Annotated in this window: 16 protein-coding genes; 3 read left to right on the forward strand and 13 right to left on the reverse strand. The window is 72.4% G+C overall.

Annotated features, from left to right (window positions below; genetic code table 11):
• From fusA to VMF51_RS18460, 6 genes are all read right to left on the reverse strand, one after another.
• Nucleotides 1-1,355 (reverse strand): elongation factor G (gene fusA / locus VMF51_RS18435; RefSeq protein ID WP_325475924.1); only part of this gene is annotated, 1,355 nt, incomplete at its 3' end.
• 66 nt (nucleotides 1,356-1,421) lie between these two features.
• Complete coding sequence (gene rpsG / locus VMF51_RS18440) at nucleotides 1,422-1,892, reverse strand: 30S ribosomal protein S7 (RefSeq protein ID WP_090849676.1); 471 nt, start codon at nucleotides 1,890-1,892, stop codon at nucleotides 1,422-1,424.
• A 1-nt stretch (nucleotide 1,893) separates the two neighbouring features.
• Nucleotides 1,894-2,268 (reverse strand): 30S ribosomal protein S12, encoded by a 375-nt coding sequence (gene rpsL, locus VMF51_RS18445; RefSeq protein ID WP_028636428.1) that lies wholly within the window; start codon nucleotides 2,266-2,268, stop codon nucleotides 1,894-1,896.
• A 196-nt stretch (nucleotides 2,269-2,464) separates the two neighbouring features.
• Complete coding sequence (locus tag VMF51_RS18450) at nucleotides 2,465-3,769, reverse strand: MFS transporter (RefSeq protein WP_325475925.1); 1,305 nt, start codon at nucleotides 3,767-3,769, stop codon at nucleotides 2,465-2,467.
• Between the two features lie 8 nt (nucleotides 3,770-3,777).
• Complete coding sequence (locus tag VMF51_RS18455; protein ID WP_325475926.1) at nucleotides 3,778-4,227, reverse strand: MarR family transcriptional regulator; 450 nt, start codon at nucleotides 4,225-4,227, stop codon at nucleotides 3,778-3,780.
• A gap of 114 nt (nucleotides 4,228-4,341) precedes the next feature.
• Nucleotides 4,342-5,784 (reverse strand): NCS2 family permease, encoded by a 1,443-nt coding sequence (locus VMF51_RS18460; RefSeq protein WP_325475927.1) that lies wholly within the window; start codon nucleotides 5,782-5,784, stop codon nucleotides 4,342-4,344.
• 48 nt (nucleotides 5,785-5,832) lie between these two features.
• Here VMF51_RS18460 and VMF51_RS18465 point away from each other — a divergent pair, with 48 nt between their 5' ends.
• Nucleotides 5,833-6,132, forward strand: coding sequence for a DUF2530 domain-containing protein (locus VMF51_RS18465; RefSeq protein ID WP_325475928.1), 300 nt, complete (start codon nucleotides 5,833-5,835; stop codon nucleotides 6,130-6,132).
• On the opposite strand, the gene VMF51_RS18470 is transcribed toward VMF51_RS18465, so the two are convergent.
• Nucleotides 6,129-6,905: a DUF3027 domain-containing protein gene (locus tag VMF51_RS18470; protein WP_325475929.1), complete on the reverse strand. Its 777-nt coding sequence runs from the start codon at nucleotides 6,903-6,905 to the stop codon at nucleotides 6,129-6,131. The two genes, VMF51_RS18465 and VMF51_RS18470, sit on opposite strands and share 4 nt — an antisense overlap.
• Before the next feature lie 67 nt (nucleotides 6,906-6,972).
• Here VMF51_RS18470 and VMF51_RS18475 point away from each other — a divergent pair, with 67 nt between their 5' ends.
• Nucleotides 6,973-8,436 (forward strand): MFS transporter, encoded by a 1,464-nt coding sequence (locus tag VMF51_RS18475; RefSeq protein ID WP_325475930.1) that lies wholly within the window; start codon nucleotides 6,973-6,975, stop codon nucleotides 8,434-8,436.
• 3 nt (nucleotides 8,437-8,439) lie between these two features.
• On the opposite strand, the gene VMF51_RS18480 is transcribed toward VMF51_RS18475, so the two are convergent.
• The gene (locus tag VMF51_RS18480) at nucleotides 8,440-8,835 is read right to left on the reverse strand and encodes a cold-shock protein (protein WP_325475931.1); all 396 of its coding nucleotides are present in this window, start codon (nucleotides 8,833-8,835) and stop codon (nucleotides 8,440-8,442) included.
• 54 nt (nucleotides 8,836-8,889) lie between these two features.
• The gene (locus VMF51_RS18485; protein WP_325475932.1) at nucleotides 8,890-10,320 is read right to left on the reverse strand and encodes a haloacid dehalogenase-like hydrolase; all 1,431 of its coding nucleotides are present in this window, start codon (nucleotides 10,318-10,320) and stop codon (nucleotides 8,890-8,892) included.
• Nucleotides 10,321-10,439: 119 nt separating this feature from the next.
• Between VMF51_RS18485 and VMF51_RS18490 the strand changes: the two genes are divergently transcribed.
• Nucleotides 10,440-12,599, forward strand: coding sequence for a S8 family serine peptidase (locus tag VMF51_RS18490; RefSeq protein WP_325475933.1), 2,160 nt, complete (start codon nucleotides 10,440-10,442; stop codon nucleotides 12,597-12,599).
• A 147-nt stretch (nucleotides 12,600-12,746) separates the two neighbouring features.
• On the opposite strand, the gene VMF51_RS18495 is transcribed toward VMF51_RS18490, so the two are convergent.
• The 4 genes from VMF51_RS18495 to VMF51_RS18510 all read right to left on the reverse strand — a co-directional run bounded on the left by VMF51_RS18495 (nucleotide 12,747) and on the right by VMF51_RS18510 (nucleotide 16,578).
• Complete coding sequence (locus tag VMF51_RS18495) at nucleotides 12,747-14,360, reverse strand: AMP-binding protein (RefSeq protein WP_325475934.1); 1,614 nt, start codon at nucleotides 14,358-14,360, stop codon at nucleotides 12,747-12,749.
• Nucleotides 14,361-14,377: 17 nt separating this feature from the next.
• Nucleotides 14,378-14,932: a dihydrofolate reductase family protein gene (locus tag VMF51_RS18500; protein ID WP_325475935.1), complete on the reverse strand. Its 555-nt coding sequence runs from the start codon at nucleotides 14,930-14,932 to the stop codon at nucleotides 14,378-14,380.
• 74 nt (nucleotides 14,933-15,006) lie between these two features.
• Entirely contained in the window at nucleotides 15,007-15,420 is a 414-nt protein-coding gene (locus tag VMF51_RS18505; protein ID WP_325475936.1) for an SRPBCC family protein, read from the reverse strand.
• Nucleotides 15,421-15,480: 60 nt separating this feature from the next.
• Nucleotides 15,481-16,578: an FHA domain-containing protein gene (locus VMF51_RS18510; RefSeq protein WP_325475937.1), complete on the reverse strand. Its 1,098-nt coding sequence runs from the start codon at nucleotides 16,576-16,578 to the stop codon at nucleotides 15,481-15,483.
• Nucleotides 16,579-16,594: the final 16 nt, after the last annotated feature.

Below are 16,594 nucleotides of genomic sequence, written 5' to 3' on the forward strand. Positions count from 1 at the left end.
GTCTGGCCGGTCTCCTCGTCGGTCTTGACGACGAAGGTCGGGTCCTCGTCCGAGAGGCGCTGGATCGCGGTGCCCAGCTTCTCCTGGTCGCTCTTGGTCTTGGGCTCGATCGCGACCTCGATCACCGGGGCCGGGAAGGTCATCGACTCGAGCACGACCGGGTTGGCCGGGTCGCACAGGGTGTGGCCGGTCTTGGTGTCCTTCAGACCCATCACCGCCACGATCTGACCGGCGCCGACCGACTGGATCTCCTCACGCTTGTTGGCGTGCATCTGGTAGACCTTGCCGATCCGCTCCTTGCGGCCGTTGACCGAGTTGACCACGGTCGAGCCGGCCTCGAGCTTGCCGGAGTAGACCCGGACGTAGATCAGCTTGCCGAGGTGCGGGTCGGTCGCGATCTTGTAGGCCAGTCCGGCGAACGGCTCGTCGTCGCTGGGCTGACGGACGATGACCTCGTCCTCGTCGTTGACCGCGTGACCCTGGATGCCCTCGACGTCGAGCGGCGACGGCAGGAACTTCACGACGGCGTCGAGCAGGGGCTGCACGCCCTTGTTCTTGAACGCGGTGCCGCACAGGACCGGGTTGACCTTGTCGGCCAGGGTGGCGCGACGGATCGCGGCCTCGAGCTCCTCGACGGTGAACTCCCCGCCGTCGAGGAACTTCTCCATGATGTCGTCGTCGGCGTCGGAGAGCGTCTCGAGAAGCTTCTCGCGGTACTCGGCGGCCTTCTCGGCCAGCTCCGCGGGGATCTCCTCGACGTCGTAGTCCTCGCCCATCTTGGTCTCGCCGCGCCAGGTCAGGGCACGCATGCCGACCAGGTCGACGACACCGAGGAAGTCGGACTCCGCGCCGATCGGCAGCTGCAGGACCAGCGGGGTGGAGTTGAGGCGCTCGACCATCATGTCGACGCAGCGGAAGAAGTCCGCGCCGGTGCGGTCCAGCTTGTTGACGAAGCACATCCGGGGCACGGAGTACTTGTTGGCCTGCCGCCACACCGTCATCGTCTGCGGCTCGACGCCGGCGACACCGTCGAACACCGCGACGGCGCCGTCGAGGACGCGCAGCGAGCGCTCGACCTCGGCCGTGAAGTCCACGTGGCCGGGGGTGTCGATGATGTTGATCTGGTGGTTCTTCCACCAGCAGGTCGTCGCCGCGGACGTGATGGTGATGCCGCGCTCCTGCTCCTGCTCCATCCAGTCCATCGTGGCGCCGCCCTCGTGGACTTCACCGATCTTGTACGTGATGCCGGTGTAGAAGAGGATGCGCTCGGTGGTGGTGGTCTTGCCGGCGTCGATGTGCGCCATGATGCCGATGTTGCGGACCTTGTTGAGGTCCGTGGTGATGTCGACAGCCACTGTCTGTGCGTTCCTTAGAAAGTAGGAAGTCCGGTGTTGGTGGGAGCCGGTCGGCTCCCACCGAGATCACCAGCGGTAGTGCGCGAAGGCCTTGTTGGACTCGGCCATCTTGTGGGTGTCCTCACGCTTCTTCACCGCGGCACCGAGGCCGTTGGACGCGTCGAGGATCTCGTTCATCAGCCGCTCGTGCATGGTCTTCTCACGACGGTCGGCCGCGTAGCCGACGAGCCAGCGCAGCGCGAGCGTGGTGCCGCGGGTGCCCTTGACCTCGATCGGGACCTGGTAGGTCGCACCGCCGACGCGGCGGGACTTGACCTCGATGGCCGGCTTCACGTTGTCCATCGCGCGCTTCAGCGTGACGACGGGGTCGGTGCCGGTCTTCTCGCGGCAGCCCTCGAGCGCGGTGTAGACGATGCGCTGAGCGACCTGCTTCTTGCCGTCCTGGAGGACCTTGGAGACGAGCTGGGAGACCAGCTGCGACCCGTAGACCGGGTCGACGTCGATCGGCCGCTTGGGAGCGGGACCCTTGCGCGGCATATCAGCTCTTCTCCTTCTTGGCGCCGTAGCGGCTGCGAGCCTGCTTGCGGTTCTTCACGCCCTGGGTGTCGAGCGTGCCGCGGATGATCTTGTAGCGGACACCGGGGAGGTCCTTCACCCGGCCGCCGCGAACGAGCACGATCGAGTGCTCCTGAAGGTTGTGACCGACGCCCGGGATGTACGCCGTGACCTCGACGCCGCTGCTCAGGCGCACACGGGCGACCTTGCGGAGGGCGGAGTTCGGCTTCTTCGGGGTGGTGGTGTAGACGCGGGTGCAGACCCCGCGGCGCTGGGGCGAGCCCTTGAGCGCAGGCGTCTTGTTCTTGGACACCTTGTCCTGGCGGCCCTTGCGGACCAGCTGGTTAATCGTGGGCACCTGGCGGTTCCCCTTCTTTGTGACTCTCAGTGCCCGGCACGGTGCCGCACACGATCGAACTGCTGCGTGTCCGGGTGGTGCGAACCAACCGGCGCTGCTCGCCCCCGAGGTCGGGCGTGTCGCCCGGCGTACGGCTGCCACCATGGTTCAGTGGCATCGGCTTTGCGTGCTGCGGAGTCGCGGTCTGGTCCCGCGACTACCTCCGAGCACGCGCAACGGCCTGGTCGTCCCAGACACGAGGAAAGAGGCTACCGGCCGCCCCGACACGGGTCAAAACGCGCTGACGCCCCTGTTCGCGCGTCAGGAAGACGATCGTCGCCAGCCCGACCCCCGCCAGGGTGATCAGGCCACCGCCGACCAGGGTCCAGCGGGCGCCGAACGTCTCTCCGACCCAGCCGACGACCGGCGCGCCGAGCGGCGTGCCGCCCATGAAGATCATCAGGTAGAGCGCCATCACCCGGCCGCGCAGCTCGGGCGCGGTCGAGACCTGCATCAGGGTGTTGGCCGCGGTGATCATGGTCAGCGCGGAGAGACCCAGCACGGGCATCCAGACGGCGAAGGAGACGTACGTGGGCAGCAGCCCGGCGACGACCTCCGCGGCCCCGAACAGCAGGGCCGCGACGACGACCAGCCGCAGCCGGACCGTGGGACGACGGGCGGCGAGCAGGGCGCCGGTCAGCGAGCCGACCGCCATGAAGGTGCCGAGCAGTCCGTACTCGGTCGCGCCCTTGTCGAAGACCTCGGTCGCCATCAGCGCGGAGGTCATCTGGAAGTTCAGCCCGAAGGTGCCGACCACGAAGACGATCACGAGGACCAGCACCAGGTCGTTGCGGCTGCGGACGTAGCGCAGGCCCTCGCGCACCATGCCCTTCGAGCGCCGGGCGGGCTCGACGACGTTGAGCCGGGAGGCGTCCATCCCCCGCAGGGCCAGGATCGGCGCCAGGTAGCTGACCGCGTTCACGACGATCACCCAGCCGGTGGCCTCCGCCCCGCCGCCGAGCGCGGCGATCAGGACGCCGGCGATGGCCGGGCCGACGATCCGGGCAGCGTTGAATGACGCCGAGTTGAGCCCCACGGCGTTGGTGAGGTCGTCGGGCGAGACGATCTCGCTGACGAAGGACTGCCGCGCGGGGGCGTCGAACGCGGTGCCGACGCCGAAGACGAAGGCGAGCACGTAGACGTGCCAGACCTCGGCCACGCCGGTCACCGCGAGCACGCCCAGCACGAAGGCCGGGACGGCCATCATCACCTGGGTGACCTGCAGCAGCTTGCGCTTGGACACCCGGTCGGCGACGACGCCGGCGAGCGGCGAGAGCAGGAGCGCGGGGAGGAACTGCAGCCCGGTGGTGATGCCGACGGCGGTGCCGCCGTTGACGGCCAGCTGGAGGACCAGCCAGTCCTGCGCGACGCGCTGCATCCAGGTACCGGTGTTCGACACCACGGCGCCGGCGGCGTACCGGCGGTAGTTGGCGTTGTGGAGCGAGCGGAACGTGGGGCTCAAAACGGGTGTCAGTCCTCCTGGGAGAGTCGTTCGAGGATGGGGGCGGCGCGGCGGAGGACGTCGCGCTCGTCGGGCGTGAGGTCGCGGAGCCGACGGGCCAGCCACTCGTCGCGGCGCCGACGGTCGGCGAGCAGCGTGGCCCGGCCGGTGTCCGAGAGGGCGACCAGGACCTGGCGGCCGTCGGTCTCGTGCGGCCGGCGGGTGACGTGCCCGCCCTCCTCCAGGCACTTCACGGTCCGCGTCATGCTGGGCGCCTTGACCCGCTCGCGGGCGGCGAGGTCGCCGACGCTCAGCTCTCCGTGGCGGTGGAGCGCGGCGAGGACGGCCATCGAGTTCATGCTCAGCTCGTTGGTCGGGTCGACCTCGCTGGCGAGCCGGCGGCGCAGGCGCATGACCGAGATCCGGAGCTCGGAGGCGAGTCCGGCGTCGGTGCGGGTGACCAGGGCTGCGGAAGGCATATCGTTAGCATAAGTCATTACCCTTGCTAACGATTCCCGAGCGGAGAGGTGACGTCGGTCTCGCGGCGGCTTGGGGGTCGCCCAACGGCCGCAATTGCGGCCGTACGGCGGAGCTCAGGTCAGCCAGTCGGTGAGCGGGTCGATCGCGAAGTAGACGACGAACAGCAGGCCGACCACGGCCATCAGGGGGTGGATCTCGCGGGTCTTGCCGAGCACGACCTTGATGAGCAGGAAGGCCAGGAAGCCGGCGCCGATGCCGACGCTGATGGAGTAGGTGAACGGCATCAGCACGATCGTGAGGAACGCCGGGATCGCGATCTCGACGTCGGACCAGGCGATCTCGGTGACCTGCTGCATCATCAGGAAGCCGACCAGGACCAGGGCGGGCACGGCCGCCTCGGACGGGATCATCCGGACGAGCGGCGTGAAGAACGTGGCCAGCAGGAACAGCAGGCCGGTGACGATCGAGGCGAGCCCGGTGCGGGCCCCCTCCCCCACGCCGGACGCGGACTCGACGTACGACGTGTTCGAGGAGACGCCGGCGGCGCCACCGGCGATCGCGGCGATCGAGTCAACGACCAGGATCCGCTCGGTGTGCGGCGGGATGCCCTCCTCGTCGTTCAGGCCGGCCTCGGCCCCGATGGCCGTCATCGTGCCCATGGTGTCGAAGAAGTCCGCGAGCATCAGCGAGAAGATCAGCAGCAGGGCGGCGATCACCCCGATCGACTCGAAGGCGCCGAAGAGGGAGAACTCGCCCAGCGTGCCGAAGTCGGGTACGTCGACGAACCCGTCGAGGTGCGGGACGCTCAGCGCCCAGCCACCGGGGTTGTCCGCACCGCGCCGGCCCAGGTCCAGGATCGCGTCGACGACGACCGCGACGATGGTGGTGCCCAGGATCGCGAGCAGGATCGCGCCACGGACCTTGCGCACCCACAGCGCGATGAGCAGCAGCAGGCCGAACGCGAAGACCAGCACCGGCCACCCGGAGAGCTGCCCGGTCTGCCCGAGCTGGACCGGCACGGAGGTCCCGGCCGCGTCGGGGATCCGGCTCACGAAGCCGGCGTCGACGAAGCCGATCAGGGCGATGAACAGGCCGATCCCGACGGAGATCGCGACCTTCAGCTGCCCGGGCACGGCGTGGAAGACGGCCGTCCGGAACCCGGTCAGCACCAGGATCAGGATCGCGATGCCTTCCAGGACCACCAGACCCATCGCGTCGGCCCAGGTGGACTGCGACGCGATGGCGACCGCGACGAAGGCGTTCAGGCCGAGGCCGGTGGCCAGGGCCAGCGGGAAGTTCGCGACCGAGCCCATCAGGATCGTCAGCAAGCCCGCGACCAGCGCGGTGCCGGCGGCGATGGCCGGCAGGTTGGAACCGTCGCCGCTGCCGCCGCCGAGGAAGGCCCCCTCCGAGTCCGGGATGTAGCCGAGGATCAGCGGGTTCAGCACGATGATGTAGGACATCGTCAGGAAGGTGACGACGCCGCCGCGGACCTCCTGCCCGACGGTGGAGCCGCGCTGGCCGATCTGGAAGTAGCTGTCGAGAACCCTGGTCACGGTGCACCAGCATGTCAGCGCACCGTCTCGCCCGGTTAACCTGCCCCCGTGGAGTTCCGCGACGAGCAGCCGACGCAGCACGAGATCGGCCGACGCACCTATCTGGTGGCCGACGTCGAGCCGCTCGACGTCGACGGCGTCCGGACCGTGCTCGTCGGCTCGATCGCCTGGGCCGTCGCGTTCGTGGCGCTGCTGCCGTTCTACGGCGAGCTCGAGGAGAGCGGTCGCACCTGGTGGCTGTGGACCTGCCTCGCGGGCTTCGGGCTGGGCCTGTTCGGCTACGAGTACTGCCGGCGGCGCCGGCGTACCCGGACCGAGGCCGCCGAGGCGGCTCCCGACGGTAGTTAGAAGCGCTCGAGCTCGTCGAGGCTGACCGTGTCGACGACGTGATCGGGCAGCGGCTGGGGCTCGTGCTTCTTGGCCAGGCGCACCTCGGAGTGGGCGCCGCAGCCGTGATCGAACGAGACCACGCGGCCGTCGTCGTTGGCGTCGCCGTTCGCGCAGACGCCGAACGTCTCGGCCATCGGACCGGCGATCCGGACCAGGAAGCCGCAGCTGTAGCAGCGGTCCGGGGCCGACTGGGCGATCGGCGCGGCCGGGCCGGCGTCGCCGTCGTACCACCGCTGGGCGGCGAGCTCGCGGCCCGTCGGGGACAGCGTGCGGACCCGGCCGAGGCCGAGGTCCTTGGCGACCGCACGGATCTGCGCCTTCTCGTCGCTGTCGAGCGGGTCGTCGCCGAAGGAGTACGTCGGGACCAGCCGCGGGTCGTCGTCGTCGACGGGGAGCAGGTCGCCCGGCGACATGTCGCCCGGCTTGATCCGCTCGCGGTAGGGCACCCAGTCGGGCGCGACGATCGCCTGGTCGCCGGGGATCAGGACGACCTCGTCGACGGTGATCTGCTTCTGCCGCGGCGCCCGGGCAACGGTGACCGACCAGCGCCAGCCGACGTACCCGGGGCGGGTGCAGGCGAACAGGTGCGTGACGACGCGGTCGCCCTCGACCACGTGGCCGAGGTGGTCGCCGACGTCGGTGGAGGCCGCCTCGAGGAGCAGGGCGTCCCGGGCCACGTCGACGGCGGCCACGGCGGCGGAGTCGGGCTTGGCGCGCAGCGTCGTGGTCACGGCGGCATCATGACCCATCGGCCGCGGCGCTGTCAGGTCGGGGGCACCGCCAAGGCAGGATGGGCGCATGACGTCGCAGCGCCCCGATGCCGACGAGCAGCGCTGGCGGGACCCTCACCCGGGCGCCGGCGGCCCGGCGGACCGGTCCCAGAAGGCCCGGACGGTCGGTCGCGGGATCGGCACCGGTGCCCGCGCCACCGCGCGCGGGATGGCCGGCGCCGGGCGGATGACCGGACGGATGGGACGCGCGGTCGGCCGCAACGCACGCCGGGCCGCCGGCGCCCAGGGCGCCGAGCAGTCCGGGCTGAACCGCCTCATCTACCTGCACTTCTTCAACACCGCCGGCGACGCGGCGGTCGCGATCTCGCTGGCCGGGAGCCTGTTCTTCCAGGTCCCGTCGGGCGAGGCGCGGGGCCAGGTCGCGCTGTTCCTCGGCCTGACGATGCTGCCGTTCGCGATCGTGGCGCCGCTGATCGGGCCGTTCCTCGACCGGTTCAGCCACGGCCGGCGCTGGGCGATCGGCGCCACCATGGCGATCCGCGCGTTCCTGTGCTGGGCGCTCGCCGGCGGCATCAGCGGCGGTACGTCGCCCTGGCTGTTCGCCGCCGCGCTCGGCGTCCTGGTCTCCTCGAAGGCGTACGGCGTGACGCGGGCCGCCGCCGTACCCCGTCTCCTCCCGCAGGACTTCACCCTCGTCAAGGCCAACGGCCGGGTCTCGGTCGCGGGCCTGGTCGGGGTGTCGGTCTCGGCCCCGTTCGCGGGGCTGGCCTCGCTGATCGGGCCGGAGTGGTCGCTGCGCTACGCGTTCCTGCTCTTCGCGATCGCGACGGTCTGCGCGATCCGGCTCCCCGAGGCCGTCGACTCGTCCGCCGGTGAGGGCACGCTCGCGTTCCGCGACGAGGACGTCGCCGACGCTCGTCCCGGCCGGCCCCGCACGCGGATCCCTCCCGCGGTGGCGTTCGCGCTCAAGGCCAACTGCGGGCCGCGGTTCCTGTCCGGGTTCCTGCTGATGTTCATGGCCTTCCTGCTGCGCGAGAACCCGCCCCCGAGCGACCTCTCCGCCGAACTGCTGATCGGGCTCGTCGTGGGCGCCGCCGGGGCCGGCAACGCCGTCGGCGTCGCCTGCGCCGCACTGCTGAAGAGGATCAACCCGTCCGTGACCGTGGTCCTCGTGCTGCTGCTCGACGCCGCGGTCGCGCTGCTCGCCGCGCTGTTCTACGGCGTGCTCACGCTGGCCCTGCTGGGCCTCACCGCCGGTGCCGCGCAGACGCTGGCGAAGTTCTGCCTCGACTCCACGATCCAGCGCGACGTCCCCGAGCGGGTGCAGGCGAGCGCGTTCGCGCGCAGCGACACCACGCTCCAGCTGGCGTGGGTGATCGGCGGGTTCGTCGGCATCGCGATGCCCCTGGACCCGGCCCGGCTCGGGATGGCCGTCGCGTTCTCGGTGCTGGCGGCCTGGGCCGTGTTCGTCCTGGTCAAGCGCGCCCAGCGGAGGCCGGAGCGGCGTACTCCCACTCCCTCGCCGGGGTAGGGCTCAGATCTCCAGCTCGTCGGCGAGCGCGCGCAGCAGCTTGGCGGTCGGCTTGGCGGCCTTCGGGTCGGGGTGCCGGCCGTGGCGGTATGCCTCGCCGACGCCGTCGAGCAGCCGGATCAGGTCCTCGACGATCGGGGCCATCTCCTCGGGCTTGCGGCGCCGCGCCTGGGACTGGGCACGGGACACCGAGGCGGGCGCGTCGAGGACCCGGACCTGCAGCGCCTGCTCGCCGCGGCGGCCCTGGGCGATCCCGAACTCCACGCGGGTGCCGGCCTTGAGGCTCGTGGTGCCCTCGGGCAGCGCCTCGGTCCGGACGTAGACGTCGGCTCCCCCGTCCTGGGACAGGAAGCCGAACCCCTTGTCGGCGTCGAACCACTTCACCTTGCCAGTGGGCACGGGGCTGACCTCTTCCGGATCGATCGTGTGTCGGGCTGCTGCGGACGGCAGAGCCTATAGGGACTCGTTCATCGATCCCGAACGGAATCCGCGCGCGTCCACCGTGGCGTCCGGGAAGCCGGCGTCCCGAGCGGCCGCCAGCACCGCCGCGTCGAGCTCGCCGGGCAGCGGCAGCAGCGCGGCGTCGATCTCGATCGACGCCCGGTCGCCGAGGTCGCGGACCCGCAGGTCGCGCAGGGGTACGCCGTGCAGCGCCGCCCGCACCGCACTCTCGGCGCGCTCGATCCGGCCGAGGCGGAAGGGGCTCACCTCGACGCCGTACGCGACCCGGGAGGACAGGCAGGCCGCGGCGGGCTTGTCCCACGTCGGGAGCGCCCACCGGCGCGAGGCCTCGCGCACCTGGGCCTTGCTCAGCCCGGCGTCGCGCAGCGGGGCGATGGCCCCGCGCTCGGCGGCCGCACGGATCCCCGGACGGAACCCGGCGACCGCGTCGTCGGCGTTGGTGCCGGTGGCGACGTGCGCCAGCCCGAGCTCGGCGGCGAGCGGGACCAGGACGTCGAGCAGCTCGGCCTTGCAGAAGAAGCAGCGGTCGGCCCCGTTGGCGCGGTAGCCCTCGCGCTCCATCTCCCGGGTCTCGGGGGTGAGCACGCGGACCCCGAGCGACTCCGCGAAGGCGCGCGCCGGGTCCCGCTCGGCCTGCGGCAGAGAGTGGGAGTAGCCGGTCGCGGCCGCGACCCGGTCCGGTCCGAGCGCGCGGACCGCGGCGGCCAGCAGCAGCGCACTGTCGGCGCCGCCGCTGTAGGCGACCAGCACCGAGTCGCGCTCGCGCAGGTCCTCCTCCAGGGCGGCGAGCCGCAGGGTGAGCAGGTGCTCGTCGAGCCAGGGGCCGAAGTCCACCAGCGAGTCGAGGACGACGTGGGTCCCGGCGTCGAGCAGCTCCTCGCGGGTGCAGCCACCGGTCAGCACCGACACGCTCAGCGCGCCCGCGGCGAGCGCGCCCTCGACGTCGTGGACGTGGTCGCCGACGTAGATCGAGGCACCCTCCCGCACCAGCACGTCCGCCTTGCCGACGCCCCAGACCCAGCCCTCCAGGTGGTCGACGTCGAAGCCGACGTGGTCGAGGTGCAGCCGGGCGTTGTCGGGGAACTTCCCGGTCACCACGAGCACCCGGCCGCGGTGGCGGCGTACGGCGGCGATCGCGTCGTGCGCGCCGGTGAGCGCGGGCACGGAGGTGATCGCGTGGTCGGGGTAGAGCGCCCGGAACCGGTCGCCCGCGGAGGCGATCACGTCCGCCGGGAGGTACGGCGCCAGCAGCAGGTCGAGCGGCGGCCCGAGCCTCGCGGTCATCTCCTCGACCGGGAAGTCCACCCCCAGCTCGCCCCCGAGGGCACGCAGGACCGATCCGAACCCGGGGGCGGTGTCGATCAGGGTCATGTCGAGGTCGAAGCCGACCACCAGGGGAGCTGCGGCGACCGGGCTGGACATGCCTGCAGGCTATCCGTCTGGGGAGACACGTTTGGCACGGTGCCCCGGCCCCTGTCACCCTGGGCGTTTGCGGGACACCGCCACTGAACGGGTCGGACGGGGGGACGACGATGCGAGTCATGATGCGAGGCAGGCGCGAGGACCGGACCGGGGCGCGCCGTACCACCGTGCTGGGTGCGCTCGCGGCCCTGGTGGCCGCACCGCTCACGCTCGCCGCACCGCCTGCGACCGCACAGGACGCCCCGTCCGACGAGCCGACCGCCCTCTACCTCGTCACCCTCGACTCCCCCGGTGTCGCGGGCCGGTCGCGGGGGCTGCCCGCAGCGCTCGACCGGCTCCGGATGACCGTCGAGCAGGACACCCTCCTGGCCGCCGCGGGCGCGACCTCGCCGGCGTACCGGTGGACCACCGCACTCAACGGCTTCGCCGTCGAGCTCACCGACGACCAGGCCGCGCTGCTCGACACCGACGAGCGGGTCGCTTCCGTCGAGCGCAACGAGATCCGGCCGCTGGCCGGCACGGCGGCCGAGAGCCTCCCGGCCGAGCTCGCCGGGTCCGGCCAGCAGCGCGGCGGCGCCGGCGTCGTGATCGGGATGGTCGACACCGGGCTCGACGCCGACCATCCGCTGTTCGCGAGCACCCCCGGGCTGGACCGGGCGCCCGCGCGCTTCACCGGCACCTGCCAGACGGGGGAGGGCTGGGCCGCCTCCGCCTGCACCGACAAGGTGATGGGGGCACGCTGGTTCGTGGACGGCTTCGGTGCCGACCGCACCCGCAGCTCCGAGCAGCTCTCGGCCCGCGACAACGACGGGCACGGGACGCTGCTCGCCTCCGTCGCCGCCGGCAACGCCGGCGTCCGGGTCCGGACCGACTCCGGGACGCTCGGCCGGTTCTCCGGCGTGGCCCCGGACGCCCGGCTCGCCGTCTACAAGGCCTGCTGGACCGCACCCGACCCCCGCGAGGACGGCTGCGCCACGGCCGACCTGGTGGCGGCGATCGACCGGGCGACGGCCGACGGCGTCGACGTCCTCAACCTCTCCGTCGGCGGTCCCGCCCACGTCGACACCGTCGAGCGCGCGCTGCTCGGCGCCGCCGAGGCCGGGGTGAGCGTCGTGGCCGCCGCCGGCAACCAGGGCGCCAGCCGGTACGCCGCCCACCCGTCGCCCTGGGTGACGACCGTCGGCGGCAGCACCGGCGTCGAGCTGCGGGGCACCGTCCGGATCGACCGCGGCCCGCGGCTCCAGGGCGCGATGCTGTCCGCCCGCTCCGTCGGCCCCGCCCGCCTGGTCCTGGGCGCCGACGCGCCCGCGCGCGGAGCGTCCCCCGCGGCCGCGCGCGCCTGCGAGCCCGGGAGCCTCGACGCCGGCCGGGTCGCCGGCCGGATCGTGCTCTGCGAGCGCGGCGGGGTGGGACGGGTCGACAAGTCGGCCGCCGTCCGCCGCGCCGACGGGGTCGGGATGGTGCTGGTCAACACCGGCCCCGGCACCCGCAACGCCGACCTGCACAGCGTCCCCACCGTCCACCTCGACGCCCGCGACGGACGCGTCGTACGCCGCTGGGCCCGTCAGCATCCCGCCCGCGAGGTGACGCTCCGTCCGCGCGGGGCGAGCCCGGCCCCGAGCCGGGTCGTGAGCTGGTCCCGGTCCGGCGACCCGACGTCCCCGGTCCTCAAGCCCGACGTCGTCGCACCCGCGACCGGTCAGCTCGGCGCCGTCCCCGCCCGGGTGCGGTCCTCACGCTGGGACCTCGCCTCCGGCACCTCCGTCGCCAGCGCCCAGGTCGCCGGCGCGGCCGCGCTCCTCGTCGCCCGGCACCCCGACTGGTCCGCGGCGACGGTCCGCTCCGCGCTCGCGACGACCGCGGGCTCGGCCACCGGTGGCTCGGTGCTGCGCACGGGCGCCGGGCGCGCCCGGCCCGAGGTCGCCCTGCGGCCGGGCCTGGCCTACGACGTCGACCCGGCCGACTACCGGCGCTGGCTGAACGGCCGGCAGCTCCGGCTGAACACCCCCTCGGCCGTCCTCCACGAGGGCCAGGACGTCGTCCGGCGCACGATCACGAACGTCGGCCGGAAGACCCGCTACTTCTCCTCGTCGACCTCCGGGTTCCGCAAGCACGGCGTCACCCTGACGCCCGCCGCGGTCCGGCTGAAGCCCGGCGAGTCCGCGACCTGGACGCTGCGGATCACCGGCCCCGACCCGCGCCCCTTCGACGACGGCTGGGTCACCTGGACCAGCGGCGACGGCACGGTCACGCGGATCCCGGTGCTGCTCACGCGCTGACGGCCGGCTGCGGGGGCGGGGGGGGCTGCAGGCTCATCACGGTATGCAGACGAACTCGCACCTCCCACGGCGTACCCACCATGGGGAGTAACAACCGGCCTGCATACCGTGATGAGCCTGCACACCCCCGGGCCGCCGCCCGACGCATCACAACCCCAGCAGCTCCTGCGACTCCTCCCGCATCTGCACCTTGCGCACCTTGCCCGTGACCGTCATCGGGAAGGCGTCCACGACCAGGACGTAGCGCGGGATCTTGTAGTGAGCGAGCCGGCCCTCGCAGAACGCACGGACGGCGGCGGTGTCGAGCGGGGCGGCACCGGCCCGCATCCGGACCCACGCGCACAGCTCCTCGCCGTACCGCTCGTCCGGGACACCGACGACCTGCACGTCCTCGATGTCCGGGTGGGAGTAGAGGAACTCCTCGATCTCGCGCGGGTAGATGTTCTCCCCACCGCGGATGACCATGTCCTTGATCCGGCCGACGATCAGGCAGTAGCCGTCCTCGCGCATCACCGCGAGGTCGCCGGTGTGCATCCACCCGTCGGCATCAATCGCCGCGCGGGTCTTCTCGGGCTCCTCCCAGTAGCCGAGCATCACGCTGTAGCCACGGGTGCACAGCTCGCCGGGCGTGCCCCGCGGCACCGTCTCGCCGGAGACGGGGTCGACGACCTTGACCTCGACGTGCGGGTGCACGCGCCCGATGGTGGCGGTACGGCGGTCCAGGTCGTCGTCGGCGCGGGTCTGGCAGCTGACCGGCGAGGTCTCGGTCATGCCGTAGGCGATCGACACCTCGCTCATGTGCATGTCCTCGATGCAGTGCTTCATCACCTCGGCCGGGCAGATCGAGCCGGCCATGATCCCGGTGCGCAGCGACGAGAGGTCGTAGTCGGCGAAGTCCGGCGCACTCTGCATCGCGATGAACATCGTCGGTACGCCGTACACGCCCGTGCAGCGCTCGTCCTGGATCGCACGCAGCGTCGCCGCCGGGTCGAAGCCCGGGGCGGGGATCACCATCGTGGTGCCGTGCGAGGTGCAGCCGAGGTTGCCCATCACCATGCCGAAGCAGTGGTAGAAGGGCACCGGGATGCAGAGCCGGTCCTCCGTCCCGAGGCCGATCAGCTCGGTGGTGAAGAAGCCGTTGTTGAGGATGTTGCGGTGGCTCAGCGTGGCGCCCTTGGGATACCCGGTGGTGCCGGAGGTGTACTGGATGTTGATCGGGTCGTCCGGGCCCAGTCCCGCGGCCCGCTCGGCGAGCACGTCGGCCGGCAGGTCCGCGCCACCGGCCAGCAGCGCGTCCCAGTCGGGCGTGCCGAGGAAGACCGCGCGCTCCAGGCCCGGGCAGTCGCCGCGCACCTCCTCCACCATCCGCCGGTAGTCGGAGGTCTTGAACCGCTCGGCCGCCACCAGCAGCCGCAGCCCCGACTGGTTCACCGCGTAGGCCAGCTCGTGGGTGCGGTACGCCGGGTTGACGTTGACGAGCACGACGCCGATCCGGGCGGCGGCGTACTGCACCAGCGTCCACTCGGCGCAGTTCGGCGCCCAGACCCCGGCCCGGTCGCCGACCGCCAGCCCCGCCGCCACCAGTCCCCGCGCGACGGCGTCGACGTCGCGGTCCAGCTCGGCCCAGGTCCAGCGACGACCGGTCGCGACCTCGACCAGCGCCTCCCGGTCGGGGTGACGGGCGACGGTGCGGGCCAGGTTGGCGCCGATGGTCTCGTCCAGCAGGTCCGGGGTGGTCTCGCCCTTCGCGTACGACTCCATCCCGGGACGCTAGGCCCTCAGTGCTGTGGACGGAAGACCTGGAACTGCACCCCGTTGGCGTACGTCGTGGAGTCGACGAGCCTCAGGGCGACCTTGTCCTCGGCGTCGGTCGGGAACGGGCCGCGACCGCTGCCCAGGATGACGGGGAAGACCATCAGCCGCACCTCGTCGACCAGTCCCGCCTTCAGCAGCGACTGCGTGAGGGCCATGCTGCCCTGCACGTAGAGCGGGCCCCCGTCGCCCTCCTTCAGCTTCGCGACGTCGTCGAAGGAGATGACAGTCGTGTCGTGCCACTGCGGGTCGGTGACGGTCGAGGACACGACGTACTTGGGCAGGCTGTTCCAACGGGCGAAGTCCTCCATCGACGGCCAGACAGCGGAGAACGCCTCGTAGGTGCGCCCGCCCATCAGCATGGCGCCGGCCTCCTGCTGCTCGCGCTCCTTGTTCTCGAACGCCGCCGGGTCGGCGGGCACGTCGAAGACCCAGCCCGAGTGGCGGAAGCCCGGCTCGCCGCCGGGCGCCTCGGCGACCCCGTCGAGGGAGACGAAGTGGGTGGTGACGATGTCGCGCATGATCGGTCCTCTCGTAGGGGTGCTGTCATCCTCTCCACGAACGGGACCGGGCCGATACGACATTCCGCCTGGAGTCAGCCGGCACTCCGCTCGGCGAGCTCGACGAGCTTGGCCAGCGCGACCGGGGTGTCCTGGGTGACGATCGGGCCGATGTCGTCGGCACCCGGTCCCTCGACGGTGGTCCGCACGGTCACCTCCGCCCCCGTGTCGGTCGCCGCCACCAGGTGGTCGATGCGGATGACCAGGTCGCCGATCGACAGCCGGTCGAGGTAGCGCGCTCCCGGCTCGACGATCTCGAGCACGAACGGCGCCCGGATCGGGCCGGCGAGCTCTATGGTCCCGGCGGCGCCCTCGGCGAAGTGGCCCTCGAGCGCGACGCTCTGCACCGCCGGGTCCCAGGCCGGCCAGGACCCGACGTCGCTCCACAGCGCCCACACGTCGGCGGGAGTGGCGGAGGTGGTGACGGTCTGCTCGTAGGCGAAGGTCATGACCGGCAATCTAGAACAGGTTCCAGATCGGCGGCCATCGCCCGTCCCGGGGCGTCGACCTCAGGGCCGGGCGACCTCGATGGTGACCCCGTCGCCGAGGTCGATCACGGCACCCGGCAGCAGCTGGACGGCGACCCCCGGCTGCAGCACCTCCGGCGGCTCGCCCGGCTGCACGAGCACGGTGCCGTTGGTCGAGCCCAGGTCGGTCACGACGGCGCTGCCGTGGTCGGCGCCGGTGCCGGGCCGGACCTCCAGGTGGGTCGAGGAGATCTCCTGGTGCGGGCTCGGGACGGTCACCAGCCTCGGGTCCTCGGCCGTGCTGAACCGCCCGGCCTCGGGCGCGCGGCCGACGAGTACGGCGCGGTCGACCTCCACGACGTCTCCCCCGGCGAAGGTCAGCACCGCCACCGCCGGGTCGGCCTCGGGCGCCGCGTCGGGCTCGAACTCGGGCTCGGGCTCGAACTCGGGCTCACGCGGGGCCGGCGGCGGGAAGGTCGGCGGGACCGGCGGAGCGGGCGGGGGCGGCGGCGGGAACGGCGGCGGGGGCGGCAGGTCGGAGAGGGCGATCGCCTCGGTGGGCTCGTCACCCCAGACGTGGGACTCGCGCGGCTCGACGGGCGGGGCCGGCGGGGCAGGCGGGGCAGGCGGAGGAGGCGGCGGCACCTCGGCCCGCTCGGGCGTGGGCACCAAAGCGACGTCCGGGGCGGCCTCGACGTACGGCGGCTGGTCCAGGCGGCCGACCCGCACCAGCCCGGCGTCGATCGGCCGGTCGGGGCCGTCGGCACGGTCGGCGACCTCGATGCGGACCGCGCGCACGCCGGTGAGCACCCGCTCGACCCACGTGGTGGCGTCCGAGCCGTCGAGCGCGACCGGGCCGTCGAACGTGTCGATGCCGGCACGGACCGCGCCGCGCAGCACGATGCGCTGCCGGTCGCCGACGTCGGCGAGGAGCACGAAGCCGGGCAGCGAGCGCAGCCCGCCGGCGATCAGGGCGTCGAGCACCTCGTCGGCGTCGGCGCCCCCGTCGACCAGCTCCCAGAGCCCGGCCACCCGGGACCGCTCCGAGGGCGGGACCAGGACGGCGACCTCGTCGCCGAGGACGGCGTACCAGTCACCGGGTCGGTAGGACCGGAGACCTGTGGCGGCGTCGTTCGTCATCTCGTCTCCCCTGTCT

It is taken from the genome of Nocardioides sp. (assembly GCF_035503875.1).
Classification (GTDB): domain Bacteria; phylum Actinomycetota; class Actinomycetes; order Propionibacteriales; family Nocardioidaceae; genus Nocardioides.

What these genes read in the sequence shown, in the direction of transcription:
- rpsG (WP_090849676.1), bottom strand. Translation starts at nt 1,892, where the DNA reads ATGCCGCGCAAGGGTCCCGCTCCCAAGCGGCCGATCGACGTCGACCCG.
- VMF51_RS18455 (WP_325475926.1), bottom strand. Translation starts at nt 4,227, where the DNA reads ATGCCTTCCGCAGCCCTGGTCACCCGCACCGACGCCGGACTCGCCTCC.
- VMF51_RS18475 (WP_325475930.1), top strand. Translation starts at nt 6,973, where the DNA reads ATGACGTCGCAGCGCCCCGATGCCGACGAGCAGCGCTGGCGGGACCCT.
- VMF51_RS18485 (WP_325475932.1), bottom strand. Translation starts at nt 10,320, where the DNA reads ATGTCCAGCCCGGTCGCCGCAGCTCCCCTGGTGGTCGGCTTCGACCTC.
- VMF51_RS18490 (WP_325475933.1), top strand. Translation starts at nt 10,440, where the DNA reads ATGATGCGAGGCAGGCGCGAGGACCGGACCGGGGCGCGCCGTACCACC.
- VMF51_RS18495 (WP_325475934.1), bottom strand. Translation starts at nt 14,360, where the DNA reads ATGGAGTCGTACGCGAAGGGCGAGACCACCCCGGACCTGCTGGACGAG.
- VMF51_RS18500 (WP_325475935.1), bottom strand. Translation starts at nt 14,932, where the DNA reads ATGCGCGACATCGTCACCACCCACTTCGTCTCCCTCGACGGGGTCGCC.
- VMF51_RS18505 (WP_325475936.1), bottom strand. Translation starts at nt 15,420, where the DNA reads ATGACCTTCGCCTACGAGCAGACCGTCACCACCTCCGCCACTCCCGCC.
- VMF51_RS18510 (WP_325475937.1), bottom strand. Translation starts at nt 16,578, where the DNA reads ATGACGAACGACGCCGCCACAGGTCTCCGGTCCTACCGACCCGGTGAC.